We start from the raw sequence: 21571 nt of genomic DNA, 5'->3' as shown, positions 1-21571 counted from the left end.
GGACTCAACAATGAAATTTTCTAAAACTCTTATTGCAGCTTCGCTTGCATTTGTTTCGGCTGATAGTTTTGCAGCCGCGTTTCAATTATCAGAGCAAAATGCATCGGGTTTAGGCCGTGCATACGCTGGTGAGGCTTCTATCGCAGACGACGCGTCTGTAGTTGCACGTAACCCAGCACTAATGACTTTATTTAAAGATAAGCAGTTAAGTGTTGCTGCTATTGGCGTAATTCCAGATGTAAGCTTAGAAGGTGAAAGTGCCCCAGCAGGTATTGATGAGTCATCATTAGATGACGATAGCATTGCACCAAGTGCAGTGGTTCCAGCAGCTTACTTTACTATGCCTTACAGCGATAAAATCTCACTTGGTTTTGGTGCATTTTCTAACTTTGGTTTATCAACAGACTTTGATGATGACTATGCAGCAGGACAGATTGCAGGTAAAACAGAAATATTTACTGTTAACCTAAATGCAAGCGTTGCTTATAAAGTTACTGAAAAGTTTAGCTATGGTATTGGCTTGAATGTGGTTTATGCAGAGGCCGAAATTGTTCGACATTTAGGTGAGACTCCATTACCTTACCCGGCCCAAACTGAAGTTGTAAATCTTGAAGGTGATGACACTGGATACGCTTTAAATGTTGGCCTAATGTATCAATTAGACGAAAACAGTCGTTTTGGTTTTAATTATCGTACAGAAACAGATATAACGTTTGAAGGTACTTACTCAAGTACTGCACGTGGTATTGCTGAGCGCTCAGGCTCTGTTGATATAACTTTACCTGCTATGGCTGAGTTTTCTGGCTCACACCAGTTAGATGAAAAGTTAGGTTTACATTACAGCGTAGCATGGACAGGTTGGAGCAGCTTTGACAAATTAGAAGCTGAAGTTGGTTTGACTCCAGAGCAAGGTTTTGAAAAAACAGAAGATTTCTCAGATTCTTTCCGCTATTCAGTAGGCACTGATTACCAATATAGCGAAGACTTATTACTTCGTGCTGGTGTAGCATTTGATCAGTCTCCAGTATCACAAAATCACCTGTCGATCTCTATCCCAGATACAGATCGTTTTTGGTTCTCATTTGGCGGTAACTACGCAATTGACCAGCAATCAAATGTTGATTTAGGTGTAAGTATTATCCGTGGTAAAACTCAGAACTTTGAAGAAGATGGATTTGAGTTTGAGTCAGAAGGTAATGCAGTACTTATTGGCGCTCAATACAACTACAAATTCTAATATTTGTATAAATGCTTAGAGCTTATGCTCTGGGCACAAAAAAGCCGCTCACTTATTAAAGTGAGCGGCTTTTTTAATGCCTATTAAATGATGTTAATAGGCATTTTATGAAAGCTTATAAGCTTTCTATTTTAGTTTTTTGCTCAAGTAACTTAGTTTTAGCATCGCTAAACTCAGCTAGTTTTGCATTTTCTTTAGCAAGTACGGCTTCAGGCGCATTATTAACAAACTTTTCGTTAGCGAGTTTGTTTTGCACTTGTGCTAAGCCTTTTTCAGCTTTTTCGAGTTGCTTATTAATACGTGAAAGCTCAGCTTCTACGTCAATTAAGCCTGCCATTGGGATCATGATCTCAAGGTTTCCAACATAAGACGTTGCACATGCTGGTGCGTCATCTTTGTTTTCAAGCATTGTAAACTCTTCAATTTTTGCAAGTGATGCTAAAAATGATTTATTTTCTTCAATGCGGCGCATGTCGTCGCTCGATGCATTAGCAAGTAACACGCTAAGCGGTTTACTTGGACTAATATCCATTTCGCCACGAATATTACGAATAGCTAAAATGAATTGTTTAACCCACTCTAAATCTTCCATTGCTTTAGCGTCAACGCTTGCCTCGTTGTATACAGGGAACGGCTGAACCATAATACTGGTGTTCTCTGTTTCAAGGCCTGCAAGTGGTGCAACACGTTGCCAAATAGTTTCAGTGATGTATGGCATCATTGGGTGCATTAAACGCAGTAAACTTTCAAGTACCGTTATTAGCGTATGGCGTGTACCACGTTGCTGCGCTTCATTACCTTTAAACAGTACTGGTTTAGTTAGCTCTAAGTACCAATCACAAAATTGGTTCCATGTGAATTCGTAAAGCGTGTTAGCAGCTAAGTCAAAGCGGTAGTTATCTAGGTGTTCTGTGTAGGTTTTAACGGTAGCTTCATATTGACCTAAAATCCAACGGTCAGCTAATGAGAACTCTTTATCAGCACCGCTTGCAAAACCACAATCTAGCTCTTCTGTGTTCATTAGTACGTAACGGCTCGCGTTCCATAATTTATTACAGAAGTTACGGTAACCTTCAAGGCGGTTCATATCCCAGTTTATATCACGACCGGTTGATGCCATTGCAGCAAGGGTAAAGCGAAGGGCGTCGGTGCCGTGTGCTTCAATACCGCCGGCAAATACTTTACGCGTATCTTTTTCGATTTTAGCGGCAAGTTTTGGCTGCATCATATTACCAGTACGTTTTTGTACTAGGTCTTCAAGTTCAATGCCGTCAATCATGTCTAGTGGGTCAAGTACGTTACCTTTTGACTTAGACATTTTATCGCCGTTGTCATCACGTATTAAGCCAGTTACATACACGGTTTTAAACGGAACTTGTGGTTTGCCATTTTCGTCTTTTACAAAGTGCAACGTCATCATAATCATGCGTGCAACCCAGAAGAAAATAATATCAAAACCAGTTACCAGCACGTCAGACGGGTGGAAGGTTTTTAAATCATCAGTATTTTCTGGCCAACCTTGTGTAGAGAACGTCCAAAGCGCTGATGAGAACCATGTATCAAGTACGTCTTCGTCTTGGCTTAGCGTTACGCTGTCTGCAATGTTGTTTTCACGACGTACTTCAGCTTCGTCGCGACCAACAAATACGTTGCCTTCATTGTCGTACCAAGCTGGGATGCGGTGACCCCACCAAAGCTGGCGTGAAATACACCAATCTTGTACATCGTTCATCCACGAGAAGTACATGTTTTCGTATTGCTTAGGTACAAATTGAATGTCGCCGTTTTTAACAGCGTCTTTTGCAGGTTCTGCAAGGGGTGCAACACGTACATACCATTGGTCGGTAAGTAGTGGCTCAATTACCACACCAGAGCGGTCGCCGTAAGGAACGGTTAAACCATGGTCTTCAATTTTTTCAAGTAGGCCTAGTTCTTCAAATTCTGCCACAATTGCTTTACGCGCAGCAAAACGATCAAGCCCGTGTAGGCGCTCAGGAATTGGCGCGTCAAACTCAAGCTCTTTACCGTCAAAGGTGTATGTTTCACCTTGCGTTAAAATAGCGGCGTCTTTATCGAAAATGTTGATCATCGGCATTTGATGACGCTTGCCCACTTCGTTATCGTTAAAGTCGTGCGCTGGGGTTATTTTTACACAGCCCGTGCCTTTATCTTTATCGGCATGTTCGTCAGCAACGATTTTAATACGACGATTAACGATAGGTAATAAAATCTCTTTACCGATTAAATCTATGTAGCGTTCGTCATCAGGGTTTACTGCAACACCTGAGTCGCCAAGCATGGTTTCTGGACGGGTTGTAGCGACTACTATGTAGTCTTTTCCGTCTTGTGTTGTTACGCCATCAGCCAGTGGGTAACGTAAGTTCCACATGTGGCCTTTTTTGTCTTTGTTTTCAACTTCAAGATCAGAAATAGCAGTGTGTAATTTAGGATCCCAGTTTACTAGGCGTTTGCCACGGTAAATTAGGTTTTCTTTATGAAGGCGTACAAACACTTCTTTAACGGCTTCAGATAAACCATCGTCCATTGTGAAACGTTCACGATCCCAATCAACCGATGCGCCAAGGCGACGAAGCTGCTTGGTAATAGTGCCGCCAGATTCTTTTTTCCATTCCCAGATTTTATTAATAAAATCTTCGCGGCCTAAATCGTGGCGTGTTTTGCCTTCTTCGGCATGCAGTTTACGCTCAACCAACATTTGCGTTGCAATACCTGCGTGGTCAGTACCTACTTGCCATAATGTGTTGTTACCTTGCATACGTTTAAAACGCGTTAGGGTATCCATTATTGTATCTTGGAAGGCGTGGCCCATGTGTAAGCTACCAGTGACATTTGGCGGCGGGATCATAATTGAATACGGTACGCCTTGGCCAGATGGCTTAAAGTAGCCTTTTTGTTCCCAGTCTTGATATAGAGACTGTTCAATATCTTGCGGATTGTAGGTTTTATCCATTACACAGAACCTTAAATAAGTACTTAAATTAGTTGGTTAGTTTGCCTGATTGGCTAGCTATTTATATCTTGCGTGGTGAGATTGGCACCGAGTTGGCGTAGCTTTTTAAAGCGCTCGCGGGCTGCTTGTTTAGCAGCAGGTTCTACGGGTACAAAATCAAAAACTTGGTTAAACCGACGAATGTAATCCGGTAACTGAGTAGCCAAGTTAATTAAAACTTTACGATTGCCAACAGGTGGCGTAATGCCAATTTCTACCGGTGCGCCGCCTTTAGGGCCTTCACCTTGTAAATTATGTGGCACAAAACTATCTGGATCGAATGCCCAAATTATTTCATCAATGGCACAGGCTGCTTCGTTATCGTTAACACAAATAAACACACGCTGCCCATTTCGATACTGATCGGCCGCAATTTGAGCAGCCAAAGCAAAATGATCGTCAGCTTTAGCTTTAGACTCATCTTGTTGCTTTAGAACGAAAAATTTAGCGTTCATGTTCATTGTATCGGGGTTTCCCATGACATTGAATGCATACCAAATTGATATACATAAATTAAGAGGCAGATTTTGCCATATAACGGGGTTTGCTTCAATTAATACACAAATAAATAAGGCGCCAAACGGCGCCTTATAAACAGATATTAATTTAAACTAAACGTTTAATCTTGAGCGGCTTCACTTACACCAGCTCTATTTAGTAAATACTGAGTAAGCATAGGAACAGGACGACCCGTTGCGCCTTTTTTAGCGCCACTGCGCCAAGCTGTACCGGCAACATCTAAATGTGCCCAATTATACTTTTTAGTAAATTTAGATAAGAAACATGCTGCAGTAATAGTACCCGCAGAGCGCCCGCCTAAGTTTGTAAAGTCAGCAAATGGACTGTCTAGTTGATCTTGATAGTCATCCCATAATGGTAACTGCCATGCGCGGTCACCACTTTGCTCAGACGCTTTTAATAAATCGTGTGCAAGTGGGTTATGGTTTGATAGTAAACCAGTCGCATGCGCGCCAAGGGCTACAATACACGCGCCAGTCAGTGTTGCTACATCAATCACGGTATCAGGGTTAAAGCGTTCAACGTACGTTAGTGCGTCGCACAATACTAAACGACCTTCAGCGTCGGTGTTTAACACTTCAACTGTTTGCCCCGACATTGTTGTTAAAATATCACCCGGGCGATACGCATTTGAGCCAGGCATGTTTTCACAACCAGCTAAAACACCAATAACGTTAATCGGCAATTGCATTTGTGCAAGTGCACGCATTGCGCCAATAACACCTGCAGCACCGCCCATGTCGTATTTCATTTCGTCCATGCCTTCGCCTGGTTTTAATGAAATACCGCCTGAGTCAAACGTTAAGCCTTTACCAACAAGTACAATAGGGGCTTGGTCGTCAGCGGCGCCTTTGTAGTTAATAATCGACATAATTGATTCGTTATCACTACCTCGGCCAACAGCTAGGTAAGAATTCATACCTAGTTCTGCCATTTGCTTTTCGCCAATAATATCAACAGTGATGTTGTCAAAATTAGTCGCCAACTCTTGTGCTTGCTCGCCTAAGTACACTGGGTTACAAATATTAGGTGGCATATTAGCTACGTCTTTACATAGCTTACTACCTGCAGCAATGGCTAAACCATGCTCAATAGCGCTTTCGCCAATCGTTAGTTCGCGTCGTGTTGGTACGTTAAACACCATTTTACGAAGTGGACGACGAGGGTCTACTTTTTTACTTTTTAATTGGTTAAACGTATATAAGCAATCTTGCGTTGTTTCTACTGCTTGGCGTACTTTCCAGTAGGTGTCGCGACCTTTAACGTGTTGTTCTGTTAAAAAGCAAACAGCTTCCATAGAGCCTGTTTCGTTTAAGGTATTAATAGTTTTAGAAATAATTTGCTTATATTGCTTATCATCAAGTTCGCGCTCTTTACCGCAACCTACAAGTAATATGCGCTCGCTTAATACGTTTGGTACATGATGCAATAATAAAACTTGGCCTGGCTTACCTTCTAAATCGCCACGGCGAAGTAAATTAGAGATATAACCATCGCTAATTTTATCGAGTTGTTCACCAATGGGGGATAACCTACGTGGCTCGTAAACGCCAACAACAATACATGCGCTGCGCTGTTTTTCTGGGCTACCACTTTTTACGTTAAATTCCATTGTCACTCCTGGTTTTGAGTCATTTAAGTTATAAATTGGGGCTAAAAAATTATTTTCTAGTCTAAATTACGTAACTTATGTGCAGATAATTTTAATTTTAGCTGACTTTACTAGACTCTTACTGTGTAATTGAACTTTATATGCTTAAGGGCTACTAATGCAACATTATATCGTGCACTTAGGTAGGATAATTAATTTTGATGGCTTATAATAATAGCCTATTTGCCAGTATTAATTAGGCAAAATAGCTATTTGACTATTCTATTCTCACTATTGTAGTGATATTCCATGTTTAACAGGGGCGAGCATTGCTAATTTTTCGTTATTTGACCGCTGAGGTTTTAAAATCGCAGGTCGCCGTATTTTTAACTTTAATGACGATATTTTTGTCACAAAAGTTAGTTGGTATTTTAGGCGATGCCTCTGAGGGCAGTATTCCTGCTAAATTAGTGCTATCGATGATTGCGCTAAAACTTCCACAACTAGCCTCGCTAATACTTCCACTGAGTATATTTTTAGGCATTATTTTGGCTTACAGCCGTATTTACGCCGACAGCGAAATGACCGTGCTTAAAGCCTGTGGCGTAAGTGAATGGTATGTTGTGCGCGTAACGCTTATATCAAGCGTTGGACTTGCCATATTAGCTGCTGCACTAACTATGTATATAGCGCCGTGGGCAAGCGAGCAAGAATATCAATTAAAAGAACAAGCCAAAGCTGATGCTGGGTTATCGGCACTTCGGGCTGGGCGGTTCCAAGAAACCGGTAACGAAAAAGCCGTGGTGTTTATTCATAATATTGAAAAGGGCGGCAAAGAGCTCAATAAGGTATTTGTTGCGCAGTTACCCGATAGCGAAAAAGGTAACCTAGCGCGCTTGGTATATGCAGAGCAGGGTGTTGTGGTTGAAGCCGTAAATGGTGAACAACAACTAGTGCTTACTGACGGAAAACGCTACGAGACTGACGGCACAACTCCTGCACTTAATTTAACAGAATTTGATGGTTATAGCGTACAAATACGAGAGCAAGAAATAGAGCACCAGCGTCGTAAGTTAGAGGCTGTGCCAACCAATCAATTACTCGCAATTAATACGTCAGAATCTATAGCGCAGTGGCAGTGGCGATTAGCTATCCCGCTTTCTATCCCGTTACTTACTTTATTGGCAGTGCCGCTAAGTGTGGTTAATCCTCGCCAAGGTAAATTTGCAAAACTAGTGCCTGCTATTAGCTTGTACTTAGGCTACTTTATTTTATTAAATGCCGCTAAATTTGCCGTAGAAGATGGCAAAATCCCGCCTTCAATCGGCTTGTGGTGGATTCATCTTAGCGCCTTATTTATTGGTGGGTTATTAATTATAAAAGGGCGACCACTGGGCGCTTGGCTTAAAGCCGTTATAACTAAGCGGGAGTTAGGCGTATGATGAAAACACTTGATTGGTATTTAGGCCGCAGTGTTTTACAAACAACAGGCTTTGCGTTGCTAGTGCTTGTTGGCATTAGCACCTTAATTAAATTTATCGACCAGTTAAAGTCGGTAGGGCGCGGCAGTTACGATTTAATGACTGCAATGCTTTATACGCTTTATACAATTCCTGGCGATTTAGTAGTGTTTTTCCCGATGGCTGCGCTAATAGGTGGCTTAACAGGTTTAGGGGCGCTTGCCTCAAACAGTGAGCTTGTAGTGATGCAAGCCGCTGGTATGTCGCGCTTACAAATAATTGGCTCTGTGATGAAAACGGCCATATTTATGGCTATCTGTATGATGGCATTGGGCGAATGGGGCGCACCTGAAGCACAATTACACGCTAAAGAAATGCGTAACCAAGCAATACATGGCGGCGATGTGTTTAATACACAAAAAGGTGTATGGGCTAAAGACGGCAACAACTTTATTAATATTGAAGACGTTGATGAAAACGGCAGGCTTAACGGGGTGCATATGTACCACTTTGATAAATCGTTAGAGCTTACCCAAATTACTAAAGCAAGGGATGCACTGAGCCGAAAAGATGGCTGGTTACTTCGTGACGTTAACAAAGTTATTATTACTAGCGAAAAAACGACAACAGAGCAACTGCCTGAAGAGTTTTATCCTTCGCAACTCACAGCTGAAAAGTTAGGGGTTGTTTCGGTAAAACCAGAGTCGCTTTCGTTCACTGGGCTTTGGTCGTATTTAAGTTACCTAGAGCAAAACGAGCAAGACACAAGTACCTACGAGCTTGCTCTATGGCGTAAGTTGATGCAGCCTGTATCTGTTGCGGTAATGCTGCTGGTGGCGCTGTCGTTTATATTTGGCCCACTACGTACTGTTACCATGGGCGCACGTATTATTATGGGCGTTGTAACGGGGATTGTGTTTCACTTAACTAATGAAATATTTGGCCCTGTAGTTATGGTTTACCAAATACCTGCCATTATAGGTGCGGTATTGCCCAGTATTATATTTATAGGCTTTGCGACCTATTTGATGAATAAACGGGTATAAATTTACTTATTCGAAGTACGAAAAAGGGTGACCACTGGTCACCCTTTTTGCTTTTTAATTACTTCTTAACTATCGCTTAACTACCGCTTAACTCACGATTTGAAAAGTTAGTATTAATCAAGCTCACTATAAATACGTCTGTTTTCTTCTTTAGTAAGCGCAATAACTTCTGTTTTAGAGATGTAATCTTGTAGTGCTTTTTTGTTTTTAAAATCGACTAACACCACCAAATTACCTAAACCGAGTAATGCGCTAACGCTACGTATAATTGATTGCGGCCAGCTAATTAAATTACCCTCAAGAGTTTGTACTTTTAAACGCCATGCACGCATGCCAATGGTTTGCCCGCTTTTAGTCCAAAAGTAGCCAAAAAATACTAAGGTAACAATAATTAAAAGAGCGGTACGAATACCCGAAAGAAGATTTGAATTTTGAATAAAGGCAGATACATCCTCTGCGCCATTTAAACTAATTACATCGAGAGAAATAAGCCCTTGTACTGCAAATAAATACAGCACTACAGTTAACATCGCAAACGCAATAATGGCTAACGTATCGTAAACTAACGACGCAAAACGGCGCCAAAAACCAGCACGTGGAAACTCACCCGACATAAATACACTCTCACTATTAATATGCGAGCTAGTTTAGCAAAAAAGCTTACAAATACTAAGACATGTTAATGCTTAGAGAGGGAATTGATTTTATTGCTTTAAGTTATTACCTACAGGGGAAATGAAAAAGACCCTGCTATTGGTAGCAAGGCCTTTTAATTTATAGCGGATTTAACCTAGCTTTATAGCAAGGTATTTTATGTCGTCACCACTTATTTGCGGTAAAAAATAAATATCGCCGTATTTAAAATACTGCTGCGAGTTAATTATTACGGCCTGCGCTGCTTGAGGCAATGAATCGTAAGTTTGGCCCAAGCTATAATCATTCACATTCCCCACTTTTATTGCCTGATTAAGACGGGTTGGTGGCTCATCAACCACTGTATAACCGTCATTATTTGCGACGTAATACACGTTTTGATATGTGTAGTAGGTGGTATTGTGATGCTTAAAATGCCTGTAATTTTTTGGTAGCGTATTTATACGCAGGCCTCTAGGTGGCGTAACTACATGGTAGCCTCTTTTAGCTTTACGGTAGTAAAGGCCGTCGTTAAACGTAAACGAAATACCATTAAATCTAATCGATGCGCTATTGCGTGGTAAATGGTTTATAAATCGATTTTGTCTGTAAGCGACTGAATTATTATGGTTTGTTAAGTAGTTATATTTGCGCTGGTTGTAGCGGTATTGTTCACGCTTTTCCTGCTTGTACTTAGCAAGTTTACGTTTTTCTTGCTTACGGTCTTCTCGTTTTTCTTTTTTATGCTCAATACGCTGCTTTTTTTCATGGCGGCGTTCATCGCGTTTATATTCAACACGTTTGTCGTGGTCACGTTTAAAGCTTTTATCATTCTCTCGCTCGTTTTGTGCTCCAAGCGCAGAGCCTGATACTGCGCCAATGGCGAGCAGTGCAGGTAGTAAAAAAGTAAGTTTCATAGTATTGCCTCGTTTATGTTTTTACATAACTGTGCTCAATACTAGCGCCTCAAACTGAATGTTAACTGATATGTGCTAGTTTCAGAGACAGACCTTACAGCTTTTTACATTTTACTGACAGTTATTGACATAGTTAGTTTTTTTTTGCGATTTTAAAGGTTCTATAAGCCGACTTGTTTGAGGCGTGATTTAATAATATTGCTATTAAATTATGTGGTTGTGTTCTTAGTTATATTCTTTAATTTTTGTTTAGTGCGAAGCGTCATCTTAAAGATAGCGTGCATTTAAAACGCAAGCATGAGGTTTACGATATATGTTTATTATTGTACGTATAGCCTAAAATTTAAAACATAATCAGTCTTCTATGATTACTTGGATTTATGTAAGTGTAAACCAGCAGGAAATGCTTTCTGCTGGTTTATAGGTTGTATACTGAGATTAAATTGCTCCTTGATAGAACACACTTTAATTCGTGGGTTCAACTATTTTTGTATTTTATCTCTTAACAAATTTAATAGCTGGCTGATAAGTTACAAGTTTAACTTTAACTAATGGCGTATTTTTTACGCTTTTTTTAACCGCTTTAGCAGGCACATATTTAATTACTTTAACTTGTTTGGCTTTTTTCAGCTTCTGCTTTAACTGAACTTTTTTATATTCTTGCACGACATATACATTAGATGACGCTGCAAATGCTGAACCAGATAAAGTGCCGATAACTAATAGCGCAGGTAGTATAAATTTAAGTTTCATAATATTGCCTCGTTTGTGGTTAACATGTTCGATATTAACGTCTGAAACTGAATGTTAACTGACATATAAAAGCAATAGCGGAAGCTTTACACCCTTTTACTTATCTTTACTATTCTTGACGCTAATACCATTGCGCGGTAACACTTAATCAATTTTAGAGGTTAAATCTAGCGTTAACTCTATTAAAAAGTGACTGCTATACGACTGCATAAATGCAGAAGGTAGAGCAATGCAAGAGCAATTGTTGAGAACAACTAATAACAAAATTTCAGCAGTGTTATCAACACCGTTTTCTTACCTCAAAACAGGTAGCTTAATTAAGCGAATTGGTATAAAAACATATCGGTTCTATACCAATCCCATATATCGTTTAGAGTTTAGGTTGGCTACTTTTGATAAAAAGGATAATCGCTATAACCCACTTCGGTGCCACCATACATGGTCGCTGCATCGGCTTCGTTAAACGTCCAATTATTCGCTATACGCTCTGGTAAATCAGGGTTAGCTATAAATGGGCGACCAAATGCAAATAAGTCACCGTAACCTTCACCTAAAATACGTACCGCTTTTTCTACTGTGTATTTACCAGCATAAATAATAAGGCCAGAAAACTCAGATCGTACTGCTTTATAAAACTCTTGTGGTAGGTCAGGAGCATTTTCCCAATCAGCTTCAGCAATCGATAAGTAAGCAATGCCAGCTTGCTCAAGTACTTTTACCGCTTCTATATAAGTGTGGTGAGGGTTTGATTCAACCAGTCCTAAGTAAACACGGTCTTCGTCTGTACTTTCAAATAAAGGGGCAAAACGTACACCTAAACGGTTTGCACCTACAACGTCACTTACCGCTTCAACAATCTCTTTTAAAAAACGTAGGCGATTACTAAGCGTTCCACCGTATTGATCGTCACGGTTATTAGTATGCTCAGAAATAAACTGATTAACTAAATACCCGTTAGCACAATGAAGCTCTACGCCATCAAAGCCTGCTTCTAAAGCATTGCGTGCAGCTTGCGCATACATGTTTACCAGCTCGCCAACCTCAGTAGTACTTAGTGCACGGGGGGCACTTGGGTCAGCCAATGCGCCTTCACCTGGTGCGGTTTCAATAAATACTTTTACGTTGTCAGCCACAATATCTGAAGGGCCAACTGGTTTACCTGAATTTGGTTGCAGTGTGGTGTGCGATACGCGCCCTACATGCCAAAGCTGAGCAAAAATAACACCGCCTTTGGCGTGTACTGCGTGTGTTACTTTTTTCCAGCCTTCAATTTGTGCTTGCGAGTGAATACCAGGTGTCCAAGCGTAGCCTTGGCCACGAGGTTCTATTTGCGTGCCTTCGGTAACCATAAAGCCAGCCGATGCGCGCTGCGCATAATACTCAGCCATTAATTCATTAGGAATATTGCCAGGCTGAGTGCTGCGAGAGCGAGTAAGAGGTGGCATCACAATACGGTTTTTAAGAGTAAAAGGGCCAAGCTCAATTGATGAGAATAAAGGGGCGGTATTAACTGATTCTGATTTCATTTTAAATTCTATTATAAAGCAAATAAAGGCTTAAATAGTGGTTAAGCAACGTTGGCAGCATAGAGATTTAAAGATACAATTTGAAACAACACTTTTTTGTACAGCATACAATTATGAATGGTATTAGTCGGCTCGATATAAAACAGTTAAGAGTGCTCAGTAGCTTGTTAGAGCTGCAAAATCTGTCGCAAGTAGCTAAAAAAATGGGGTTAACGCAACAAGCCATTAGTGAGCAACTACGAAAGCTACGAGATTTATTTGACGATCGCTTGTTTATTCGCCAAGGCAATAACATGGTTGCTACTCCTAAAGCGCAAGGACTTAAGGCGCCTGTTAATCATATTTTAAAGCAATTAGAATCGTTACTAGAGCCCGAGCTGTTTAGTCCGCAAACCTATAAAGGCGTGTTTACCATAAGCGCAACCGACTACGCCACGCAGGCTTTACTACCGCAATTATTTAATATTACCCGTCGCGAAGCCCCCGGTTTAAAGCTGATAGTGCGCGACTTTGCATCCGATAACGTTAATCAACTTATAACGGCAGGCGAGCTTGATTTATTGATTAGCTTTCCAGAATTTATACCTGACAATCTTTCTTATATTACTTTGTTTGAAGAGCAGCATTTGTGTATTACCGGTATAGGTAACACTACTTACACTGAGCCTTTGAGTTTGGCGCAATTTGCAAAGCATTCACAGCTAGTGGTATCGCCATCGCGCGCTAATTTGCGTGGTTCGCACGATCAATGGTTTGAAAGCCAAGGGCTAAAACGTAATATTGTTATGTCGGTACCGAGTTTTTCAGCCGTGCCCGACATTTTACATACAACCGATATGTTAGCGTTTTACCCATCAAGATTATTACCAAATAGCAAAGTTAAGCAACTAAAAATAGAAGCTCTGCCTCCTACATTTAAAGTAATAGCTGCATGGCATCCACGTACTAACAACAGCCCAATTCATAAGTGGTTGATAGAGCAGCTGCAAAATTTATAACGATGTAAAACATCTAAAGTGATTACTTTTTACTGTTAAATTAGCAACCCAATATTTAGATTAAATCATTTAACCTCTCCTTAACCCTCGACCGAATAAGCTATGTGCAATGGTATGAATTAGGCATAGTTAAATGGTTTATTTTAAAAAGCACTCAACCGGTTTGTTACTTGCACTTAGTTGCACGCTTGCTGCATGCAGTAGTCAGCCAAGCTATCAAGGTAATAGTACTGAGCAGTCGCTAAAGCAACATGCAAACTGGCAGTACACACAAAGTAACGCACAGCAAGTAAATTACATTACCGATTTGGTGGATATTGAAGGGCTTGATTCGCTTATTGAGCAAGCTGTTACTAATAATCCATCATTTAATCAAGTGCATGTTGCATTAAAACTAGCTTATGCGCAGCGTGATGTAACCGCTGCAAGTCAGTGGTTTAGTGTAGATGCAGGATTTGACGCGCAGCGCAGTGAGACCGAAGGCACGCAATATAGCTCATCAGTAGGTATAAGTTGGGAAGCCGATATATGGCAAAAAATTGCTGACAACGTAGCCGCGCAAGATATGACTATTGCCAGTAACCAAGCTACTTATCAAGGTGCTAAAGACACATTAGTAGCGAGTGTTATTCGTACTTATTTAAATATTATTTTGCAGCAAAATTTACTCGATATAGAGCAACAACGTTTAGTTGTTTTACAAAATAATGAGCAAAGTATTGTAGAGCGCTACCAATATGGGTTAGGTGATTTAGAAGCGCTTGATACCGCCCGTACTAGCACGGCATCTACTCGCGCAACCATTGCTAACTATCAAGAACAAATAGCAAAAGCAAAACGTGCTTTAATGCTAATTGTTGGTACAAATAAACTTGAGTATCTGCCAGATACCTTAACACTACCAAACGTTATTGAGCCACTAAGCACCTTACCAGCGCAAGACCTAGCAAGGCGACCTGACTTGCAAAGTGCTTATTACGATATTCAGGCAAAGCATTACTTAGTTGATGTATCGTATAAAGAATTACTGCCTAGCATTTCGCTTTCAGCGTCATTAAGTGATTTAGCAAGCACCCCAAGCCAAGCATTATTAGCCAGCCCAGTGTGGAGTTTATTGGGGAGCTTAAGTGCGCCTTTATTTGAAGGCGGTGCATTACGGGCGCAAGTTGATATAGCAAAACTTAATGCTGAACAAGCATTTTGGCAGTACCAAGACACTCTATTAAATGCGGTAAACGAGGTAGAAAATGCCCTCGGACAGGAGCAGTCATTAACCGAGCAACGACTACAAATAAGCAATGCGCTTGCCAGCGCTAAAAGCAGTTTTAGTAACTATCAAAGTAAATATCAACAAGGCTTGGTTGATATTTTAGATTTGCTAACAGTGCAACAAAAAGTATACGACCTGCAAGCTCAACTTAGTCAAATAAACTACACCCTTTTAACTAACCGCATAGATTTAGGCCTTGCTTTGGGCCTTGGAGTATCGTCATGAGAATTTCGCCAACACCTGTTGTTGTAACCCTTGTTGCAATTATTAGTATAGGGCTTGCTGTTGCGTATAACGCTAAAAAAATGGATGAACAAGCTAATAGCTCAAAATCTGCCACAGTTAGAACTATTGCACCAAATGTATCGGTAATTAATGCTGTTGCGGGTACTTACCAAGCTTATGTGAACGGACATGGTCAAGCAAAGGCGCATTGGACACTGACCTTAAAAGCACAAGTTAAAGGCGAAGTGACTAATATGAGTGAGCAGTTTGCAACCGGAAACTTTGTATCTAAAGGGCAGGTGTTTGCAAAAATAGATAATACTGAATACTTACAAGCCCTCGCAAATGCCAAAGCCACACTCGCTGATGCGAAACTCGCACTGCAAGAAGAGCAAGATCTAGGGGAACAAGCAAAACGTGAATGGGAACGCTCAGGTGTTACGCAAGCGCCAAGCTCACCACTGGTATTTAGAACCTTGCAGCTAGAAGCCGCGCAAGCCACGCTTGATGACGCTCAATATGCACTTAAAACAGCACAGCGTGATGTAAATAATACCCAGCTAAGTGCTCCATTTGATGGCGTTATTTTATCGCGAGATATTGATTTAGGTACTTATGTTGGTATTGGCGATACGCTTGCCACATTAAACAGCACTGACAAAGTAGAAATAACCGTGCCGCTTTCATTGAATCAGTGGCAAAATCTGGCAAATAATAAGTCAAATGAGGTGATTTTAAGTGATGTAGCTACTAATACCAAATGGACTGGCTACATTGAGCGTTTTGAACAACACCTAGACGAAAGCTCTCGCCAGCGCAGCGTTATAGTTGCTCTTGATAAACCGTTTGAGCAAGCGACACCATTATTACCAGGTACATTTTTAGCGGTTGAAATTGCTGGTAAACAATTAAGTAACGTAATTGAACTGCCTGCTTCAGCGGTATCGCAAGATGGCTTAATTTGGTACGTGAATGATAAAAACAACTTAGTAAGCACACAAGCCAATAAAGTATTTGAGCGTGGAGATTACGTATACATTTCACCAATAGAGGGTGTTAGTAATTTAAAAGTAGTTGTGCGTCCACTTGTTAGTTATTTAAACGACATGAGGGTAAATCCAATTGTTGAGGGGGTACAATAATGAGCCCTCATCAACCACCTCAAGTACCTAGCAGTAATAATCCGTGCACGGTATTATTAACTGGTTTGCAAATAACTCTGTTGCCGCTAATTTATTGTTAATAAGCGTGATTGTAATGGGGATTATGTCGCTTTCTACTTTGCGTAAAGAAGCTTTTCCGAGTTTGGAGCCTGATACTGTTTCGGTATCAGTTGTTTATGACAGTGGTGATGCATTACAAGCTGAAGAGGGGATTGCGCTCAAAATAGAAGAAGCTCTTGAAACAGTACAAGGTATAAAGCGCATTACCTCTACATCTGATGCAAGCGGCAGCCATGTTAGCATTGAAAAAGAAACAGATTATTCACTCGATGAGCTACTCTTTGATGTAAAAAATCAAGTTGATGCAATTAACAACTTCCCTGTTGATGCTGAGCAACCTGTTATTGATAAAGCGCGCAGGCAAGATCATGCACTAACACTACAGCTTTTTGGGGATGCAGATCGCCATACATTACAAAACCTAGGTGAAAAACTCAAAGCCGATTTATTAGCGCAATCAGGTATTACTGATGTAACTCAGTCGGGTGTTCTCGATCCGATGATGTCAGTAGAAATCGATGAAGGTAAATTACAAGCCTATGGATTAACCATTAGTGACATAAGTGAGGTGATTAATAACGAGTCATCAAGCCCACTATCAACTAGTTTACGCGATAGCAGTAAAATTATACGTCTGAAAGCGGCTGACCAAGCTTACTGGCAGCGCGACTTTGCCAATATCGTTTTACTCACTACCGCATCTGGCGCGCAAATCAAATTAGGTGATGTTGCTATTGTTAGCGACAGTTTTTCTGAAGATAACAACTCACTAAGTCGTTATAACCAACAAAATGCAGTCGGCGTTGAAATTCTAATGGGTGATACCAGCGACATAATCACCATTGTTGAGCAGGCTAATAATGTAATAAAAACGTGGCACGAAAGTGGTCTATTACCTCAAAATGTAGAGCTAGAAAGCTGGAATGACAAAAGCACCATGATCACCGAACGTTTATCGCTACTGACTAAAAACGCGGTGACCGGTATTATTATGGTGTTTGTAATACTAGCCATATTTTTAAATGTACGTGTGGCTCTATGGGTTGCTGGTGGCTTGCCATTTGTATTTTTTGGCACGCTGTATTTTATGACCGATGGCTACACCGCACTGACCATAAACGAAATGACTACCTTCGGCTTTATTATGGCGCTGGGCATAGTAGTAGACGATGCCGTTGTTGTCGGCGAGAGTATTTACACTACACGTAAAAAACATGGCGATACAATAAACAACACGGTTTTGGGTACAATGAAAGTAGCTGTACCGACAATATTTGGGGTATTGACCACTGTTGCTGCATTTATGGCACTGTCGAATGTATCTGGTAATCTAGGTAAAATTTACTCTCAATTTGCCACTGTAGTGACCATCTGTTTACTGCTTTCGCTTGTTGAATCAAAGCTTATATTACCCTCGCATTTAGCCCATGTAAGTACCAAGCGCCAAATTAAAAAAGGGTTAAGTGGGGTATGGTCCAAAATACAACATGGCGCCGATAGCGGTCTAAATTGGTTTAGCAAAAACATTTATTGTAAGGTTATTGAACTCTCATTGCGCTTTAGATATGCAGTCGTTGCTGGGTTTATTGCTTTTTTTATACTCGTCATAGGTATGCCAATGACAGGCGTAGTAAAAGTAGGTTTTTTCCCAAGCATTCTGGGCGATACCGTATCCGCCAACTTGGTTATGCAAACTGATGCTGCTTATGGTCAAACAAACAAAAACTTACTAATGCTTGAGCAAAGTGCAATACAAGCTGAGCAAAACTTAATGACTAAGTTTAATTCAGATAAAAGTGAAATAACCAGTTTACAAGTAATTAGTAGCAGCGATACAAGTGGTACGGTAAGCGTTGAGCTATTAGATGATGGCGCTTTCACTGCAAGTGAATTTGCTCAAGAATGGCAGCGCTTAGCCGCAAGTCCTGAGGGCAGTAAAAAGCTACAAATATTAGCTACGCGTAAAATGGTTGATAATTTTAAAGTTGAGCTTAAAGCATGGGACGACGAAACCGTAATGGCAGCGGGCGCACTATTTAAAGAGCACTTACAAAATACGGCAGGGGTTAACGGAATAGACGACAATTTAAATCCCGGTCAACCGCAGTTAAAATTTACACTAAGCGCGCAAGGTCGCGCCCTAGGTATGGATACCGCGAGCTTATCAAAGCAAATACTGCAAGCCTTTGGCGGCGCAATTGTACAGCGTTATCAACGTAATAAAGACGAAATAAAAGTACGTGTACGTTATCCAGAGAACGCCCGTCAAACACCTGCCGATATTATGCAATCGCGTATCCGATTGCCTGATGGCACCGTTGTACCGCTTGTAAACGTAGCGACAATTAACAGTGAATACCAACACGATGAAATAACGCGTATTGATGGACTTCGTGCAATTTATTTAAGTGCGCAAGTAGATAAAGATGTGATTGCTCCAAACGAATTAGTGGCTGATTTACAACGCGACTTAATACCAGAATTAACTCAGCAATTTCCTACTTTGAATATTCATTTTGCGGGTGAAGCTGAAGAGCAAGACGAAACAACAGGGTCAATGTACGGCATGTTTGTAGCTGCTTTATTAGTTATATATGTACTGTTGGCTATTCCGCTTAAATCGTATGTTCAACCTATGTTGATCATGGTAGCAATTCCGTTTGGTGTAGTTGGTGCAATACTTGGGCATTGGTGGAACGACTTAACCATTAGCATATTGTCATTAAACGGTATATTGGCGCTCAGTGGTGTGGTGGTAAACGACAGCCTATTACTTGTTTCGCGTTTTAACGAACTAACAAAAGAAGAGGATATGAATACGCATGATGCCATAGTTGAGTCGTGTACGAGTCGTCTGCGTGCTGTTTTACTAACCTCAATTACAACTTACGCAGGCTTGGTGCCGCTTCTTAGTGAAACCTCAATTCAGGCACAATTTTTAATCCCTGCGGCTGCATCACTTGGTTACGGTATTTTGTTTGCCACAGTTATTACCTTAATACTTATACCTGCATTATTGATGATTCAAACCGACGCTAAACGCGGTATTGATGCTGTGCTAAAATCGCTAGGTGCTAAAAATAAAACGCAGGAAACAGCCTCTTAATGATAAACGTACTACTGGTTGAAGACGACATCGACTTGGCAACCACCATTGTTGATTATCTCGAAATTGAGTCAATAGAGTGTGACCATGCAAGTAATGGCGTAATGGGCTTAAATTTAATAGAACGTAATCAATATCAAATGATTATATTAGATGTAAACATGCCAAAAATGGATGGTTTAACCATGTGCAAAACATTACGTGAGCGAGGCATTGATACACCAGTATTAATGCTGACAGCGCGTGATAGCCTCGACAATAAGCTTGAGGGATTTGCAGCCGGTAGTGACGATTATCTCGTAAAACCATTTGCTATGAAAGAGTTGGTAGCGCGCGTTAAAGTATTAGCAAAACGCAAAAGTGGTGAGGTAAAGCGCCTTACACTTGCTAATTTAACGCTTAATTTAACCGCGCATACGGCAACTGTTGCGGCGCACAATTTAAAGTTATCACCCATTACTTTTAAGTTATTAGAATTACTTATTAGGGAGCAACAAAAGCCAGTTACCCGACACGCAATTATGCAAGCCATTTGGGGAGACGAGCAGCCCGACAGTAACAGCCTAAAAGTACATATTTACCATTTACGAAAACAGTTAGAGCAAGCTAATTGCCAAGCGGTACTTGAGACAATTCCCAGTGTAGGGTTTGTATTAAAACTAAAAAATGAGACACATGCATGAAAATAAGACCTAGTTTAAGGTTGTACTTTTTTGTCAGCATGATGCTTTTAAGTTCGTTAATGGCTATTGGTTTTTCGTTTTTAAGTGTTAACTATTTTACCGATGGTTTAGACAAAGGCTTGAATGGCGTAATGCATGTACTTTCGCAATCGGCTGAGGTTAAAAACGGGCAACCGAAAGAAATGATTGGTTTTAAAATAGCGAGTCGTTGGGAGGATGTGCCAAATGAGATTAAGAAACGTTTTATAAAGCCTACAGAGCGAGGTATATTGCAAAAAAGCCAAGAAAAAACAGCGTTTTTTTCTATGCCAAAAGACTTATATTTTGTTGTGTATTTTGAAAACCCTGCTGGTGAAGCTCGTTATGTATCACGTATTATGCTTGAGGAAAACCGCCTTCCAAAAAAAGGAAAACCCGAAAAACCAATACAAAGGTTATTATGGATAGCGTTAACGGGGATAACGGCAATAGCGCTGTTTACCTTCTTTTTGTTTATGGTAATGAAAAAGATAGCAAAACCGGTAGAGTCCCTGCGGGGTTGGGCTAAATCGTTAAATCAAACAAATTTACAACAGGCGCCACCTGACTTTACTTACAATGAGTTAAATACGTTGGCAACCTTAGTGCGCAGCAGTTTACTTTCGGCTCATGATAGCCTTGAGCGAGAGCAGCGCTTTTTAAGTTATGCAAGCCACGAGTTACGTACGCCAATTTCGGTTATTCGCAGCAACGTTGAGTTACTGAACCGCTTAAGCGAAAAAGCCCCTTTAAGCGACAAACAGCAACTTACACTGCAGCGAATAGAGCGAGCCGGTTTAACTATGAGCGATTTAACCGAGACGTTATTGTGGCTTAGCAGAAATGACGACCAGCAAGGTTCACCAGGGCCTGTAAACTTAGCCGAAAAAATAACGACCTTAGGTAACGAACTCGATTATTTACTCAATTCAAAACAAGTTGATGTACTTATAAATACCGACAATCAAAGTGCGACTATTAATACCGAAGCCACTGCATGCCACATTGTGCTTACTAACTTAATTCGTAATGCGTATCAGCATACGCAACAAGGGCAAGTGCGTATTACTCAACAAGGTAGCCGCGTGATTATAGTAAATAGCAGCGCACAAACTGATACGTCACACGTTACTAATAGCGCAAATAAGCCTACCAATATTGGCTACGGTTTAGGATTAGAGTTAAGCGAAAAAATAATAAAACGACATGGTTGGGTATATGAAGTAAACGACATGCCAGGGCGTTATGAAGTGGTGGTCGATTTTAGTTAATACGCTTTTTTTACATTCAAAAATATTTAATTTAACGCTGAGAATATAAAAAACTTAGTGATAGTAATGTGTTAAGTAATTTGCT

Annotated in this window: 15 protein-coding genes and 1 pseudogene; 9 read left to right on the top strand and 7 right to left on the bottom strand. The window is 40.6% G+C overall.

Going from position 1 to position 21571, the window contains the following annotated elements; all coding sequences use genetic code 11:
* The first annotated feature begins 10 nt into the window (after positions 1–10).
* Entirely contained in the window at positions 11–1237 is a 1227-nt protein-coding gene (locus I6F53_RS15560) for an outer membrane protein transport protein (protein WP_166419288.1), read from the top strand.
* A 115-nt stretch (positions 1238–1352) separates the two neighbouring features.
* Here the strand turns inward: I6F53_RS15560 and I6F53_RS15555 are convergent, their stop codons facing one another.
* The 3 genes from I6F53_RS15555 to pepA all read right to left on the bottom strand — a co-directional run bounded on the left by I6F53_RS15555 (position 1353) and on the right by pepA (position 6378).
* Complete coding sequence (locus tag I6F53_RS15555) at positions 1353–4208, bottom strand: valine--tRNA ligase (RefSeq protein ID WP_197240179.1); 2856 nt, start codon at positions 4206–4208, stop codon at positions 1353–1355.
* Positions 4209–4261: 53 nt separating this feature from the next.
* Positions 4262–4708 (bottom strand): DNA polymerase III subunit chi, encoded by a 447-nt coding sequence (locus I6F53_RS15550; RefSeq protein WP_002962020.1) that lies wholly within the window; start codon positions 4706–4708, stop codon positions 4262–4264.
* Between the two features lie 158 nt (positions 4709–4866).
* Entirely contained in the window at positions 4867–6378 is a 1512-nt protein-coding gene (gene pepA / locus I6F53_RS15545; RefSeq protein WP_024604878.1) for a leucyl aminopeptidase, read from the bottom strand.
* A gap of 308 nt (positions 6379–6686) precedes the next feature.
* Here pepA and lptF point away from each other — a divergent pair, with 308 nt between their 5' ends.
* A complete protein-coding gene (lptF, locus tag I6F53_RS15540) occupies positions 6687–7799 on the top strand; it encodes an LPS export ABC transporter permease LptF (protein WP_197240173.1) in 1113 nt (370 codons plus the stop codon).
* Complete coding sequence (gene lptG / locus I6F53_RS15535; protein ID WP_197240171.1) at positions 7796–8863, top strand: LPS export ABC transporter permease LptG; 1068 nt, start codon at positions 7796–7798, stop codon at positions 8861–8863. The genes lptF and lptG overlap by 4 nt, the downstream gene beginning before the upstream one ends.
* A gap of 113 nt (positions 8864–8976) precedes the next feature.
* On the opposite strand, the gene I6F53_RS15530 is transcribed toward lptG, so the two are convergent.
* From I6F53_RS15530 to I6F53_RS15515, 4 genes are all read right to left on the bottom strand, one after another.
* The gene (locus tag I6F53_RS15530; RefSeq protein WP_007587274.1) at positions 8977–9477 is read right to left on the bottom strand and encodes an RDD family protein; all 501 of its coding nucleotides are present in this window, start codon (positions 9475–9477) and stop codon (positions 8977–8979) included.
* Between the two features lie 171 nt (positions 9478–9648).
* Complete coding sequence (locus I6F53_RS15525; RefSeq protein ID WP_197240169.1) at positions 9649–10413, bottom strand: DUF6515 family protein; 765 nt, start codon at positions 10411–10413, stop codon at positions 9649–9651.
* 495 nt (positions 10414–10908) lie between these two features.
* Positions 10909–11166 carry a hypothetical protein gene (locus tag I6F53_RS15520; protein ID WP_197240168.1) on the bottom strand — a complete coding sequence of 86 codons (258 nt, stop codon included), beginning with the start codon at positions 11164–11166 and terminating at the stop codon, positions 10909–10911.
* Between the two features lie 386 nt (positions 11167–11552).
* Positions 11553–12692: an alkene reductase gene (locus I6F53_RS15515; RefSeq protein ID WP_197240167.1), complete on the bottom strand. Its 1140-nt coding sequence runs from the start codon at positions 12690–12692 to the stop codon at positions 11553–11555.
* An 80-nt stretch (positions 12693–12772) separates the two neighbouring features.
* On the opposite strand from I6F53_RS15515, the gene I6F53_RS15510 reads away from it, so the two are divergent.
* The 6 genes and pseudogenes from I6F53_RS15510 to I6F53_RS15485 all read left to right on the top strand — a co-directional run bounded on the left by I6F53_RS15510 (position 12773) and on the right by I6F53_RS15485 (position 21486).
* Positions 12773–13690, top strand: a complete 918-nt coding sequence (locus tag I6F53_RS15510; RefSeq protein ID WP_197152594.1) for a LysR family transcriptional regulator — start codon at positions 12773–12775, stop codon at positions 13688–13690.
* A gap of 133 nt (positions 13691–13823) precedes the next feature.
* On the top strand, positions 13824–15185 hold the full coding sequence (locus I6F53_RS15505) for a TolC family protein (protein WP_197240165.1): 1362 nt from the start codon (positions 13824–13826) through the stop codon (positions 15183–15185).
* The gene (locus I6F53_RS15500) at positions 15182–16327 is read left to right on the top strand and encodes an efflux RND transporter periplasmic adaptor subunit (protein WP_166419280.1); all 1146 of its coding nucleotides are present in this window, start codon (positions 15182–15184) and stop codon (positions 16325–16327) included. The genes I6F53_RS15505 and I6F53_RS15500 overlap by 4 nt, the downstream gene beginning before the upstream one ends.
* Positions 16327–19514: pseudogene (locus tag I6F53_RS15495) on the top strand (efflux RND transporter permease subunit). The gene I6F53_RS15500 and the pseudogene I6F53_RS15495 overlap by 1 nt, the downstream one beginning before the upstream one ends.
* On the top strand, positions 19514–20197 hold the full coding sequence (locus I6F53_RS15490) for a response regulator transcription factor (RefSeq protein ID WP_166419278.1): 684 nt from the start codon (positions 19514–19516) through the stop codon (positions 20195–20197). Before I6F53_RS15495 ends, I6F53_RS15490 begins: the two are co-directional and overlap by 1 nt.
* Positions 20194–21486 (top strand): sensor histidine kinase, encoded by a 1293-nt coding sequence (locus I6F53_RS15485; RefSeq protein WP_197240163.1) that lies wholly within the window; start codon positions 20194–20196, stop codon positions 21484–21486. Before I6F53_RS15490 ends, I6F53_RS15485 begins: the two co-directional genes overlap by 4 nt.
* The last annotated feature ends 85 nt before the right edge of the window (positions 21487–21571 follow it).

The organism is Pseudoalteromonas sp. SWN29 (genome assembly GCF_015864465.1).
Taxonomy (GTDB): domain Bacteria; phylum Pseudomonadota; class Gammaproteobacteria; order Enterobacterales; family Alteromonadaceae; genus Pseudoalteromonas.
Note: the sequence above shows the minus strand (reverse complement) of the source record. Positions and strands in the feature narration are given on the sequence as shown.

Coding starts and splice junctions, on each gene's coding strand:
- I6F53_RS15530 (WP_007587274.1), bottom strand. CDS start 9,477: ATGTCGGGTGAGTTTCCACGTGCTGGTTTTTGGCGCCGTTTTGCGTCG.
- I6F53_RS15515 (WP_197240167.1), bottom strand. CDS start 12,692: ATGAAATCAGAATCAGTTAATACCGCCCCTTTATTCTCATCAATTGAG.
- lptG (WP_197240171.1), top strand. CDS start 7,796: ATGATGAAAACACTTGATTGGTATTTAGGCCGCAGTGTTTTACAAACA.
- I6F53_RS15525 (WP_197240169.1), bottom strand. CDS start 10,413: ATGAAACTTACTTTTTTACTACCTGCACTGCTCGCCATTGGCGCAGTA.
- I6F53_RS15505 (WP_197240165.1), top strand. CDS start 13,824: ATGGTTTATTTTAAAAAGCACTCAACCGGTTTGTTACTTGCACTTAGT.
- I6F53_RS15560 (WP_166419288.1), top strand. CDS start 11: ATGAAATTTTCTAAAACTCTTATTGCAGCTTCGCTTGCATTTGTTTCG.
- I6F53_RS15550 (WP_002962020.1), bottom strand. CDS start 4,708: ATGAACATGAACGCTAAATTTTTCGTTCTAAAGCAACAAGATGAGTCT.
- I6F53_RS15500 (WP_166419280.1), top strand. CDS start 15,182: ATGAGAATTTCGCCAACACCTGTTGTTGTAACCCTTGTTGCAATTATT.
- I6F53_RS15490 (WP_166419278.1), top strand. CDS start 19,514: ATGATAAACGTACTACTGGTTGAAGACGACATCGACTTGGCAACCACC.
- I6F53_RS15485 (WP_197240163.1), top strand. CDS start 20,194: ATGAAAATAAGACCTAGTTTAAGGTTGTACTTTTTTGTCAGCATGATG.
- I6F53_RS15520 (WP_197240168.1), bottom strand. CDS start 11,166: ATGAAACTTAAATTTATACTACCTGCGCTATTAGTTATCGGCACTTTA.
- pepA (WP_024604878.1), bottom strand. CDS start 6,378: ATGGAATTTAACGTAAAAAGTGGTAGCCCAGAAAAACAGCGCAGCGCA.
- I6F53_RS15555 (WP_197240179.1), bottom strand. CDS start 4,208: ATGGATAAAACCTACAATCCGCAAGATATTGAACAGTCTCTATATCAA.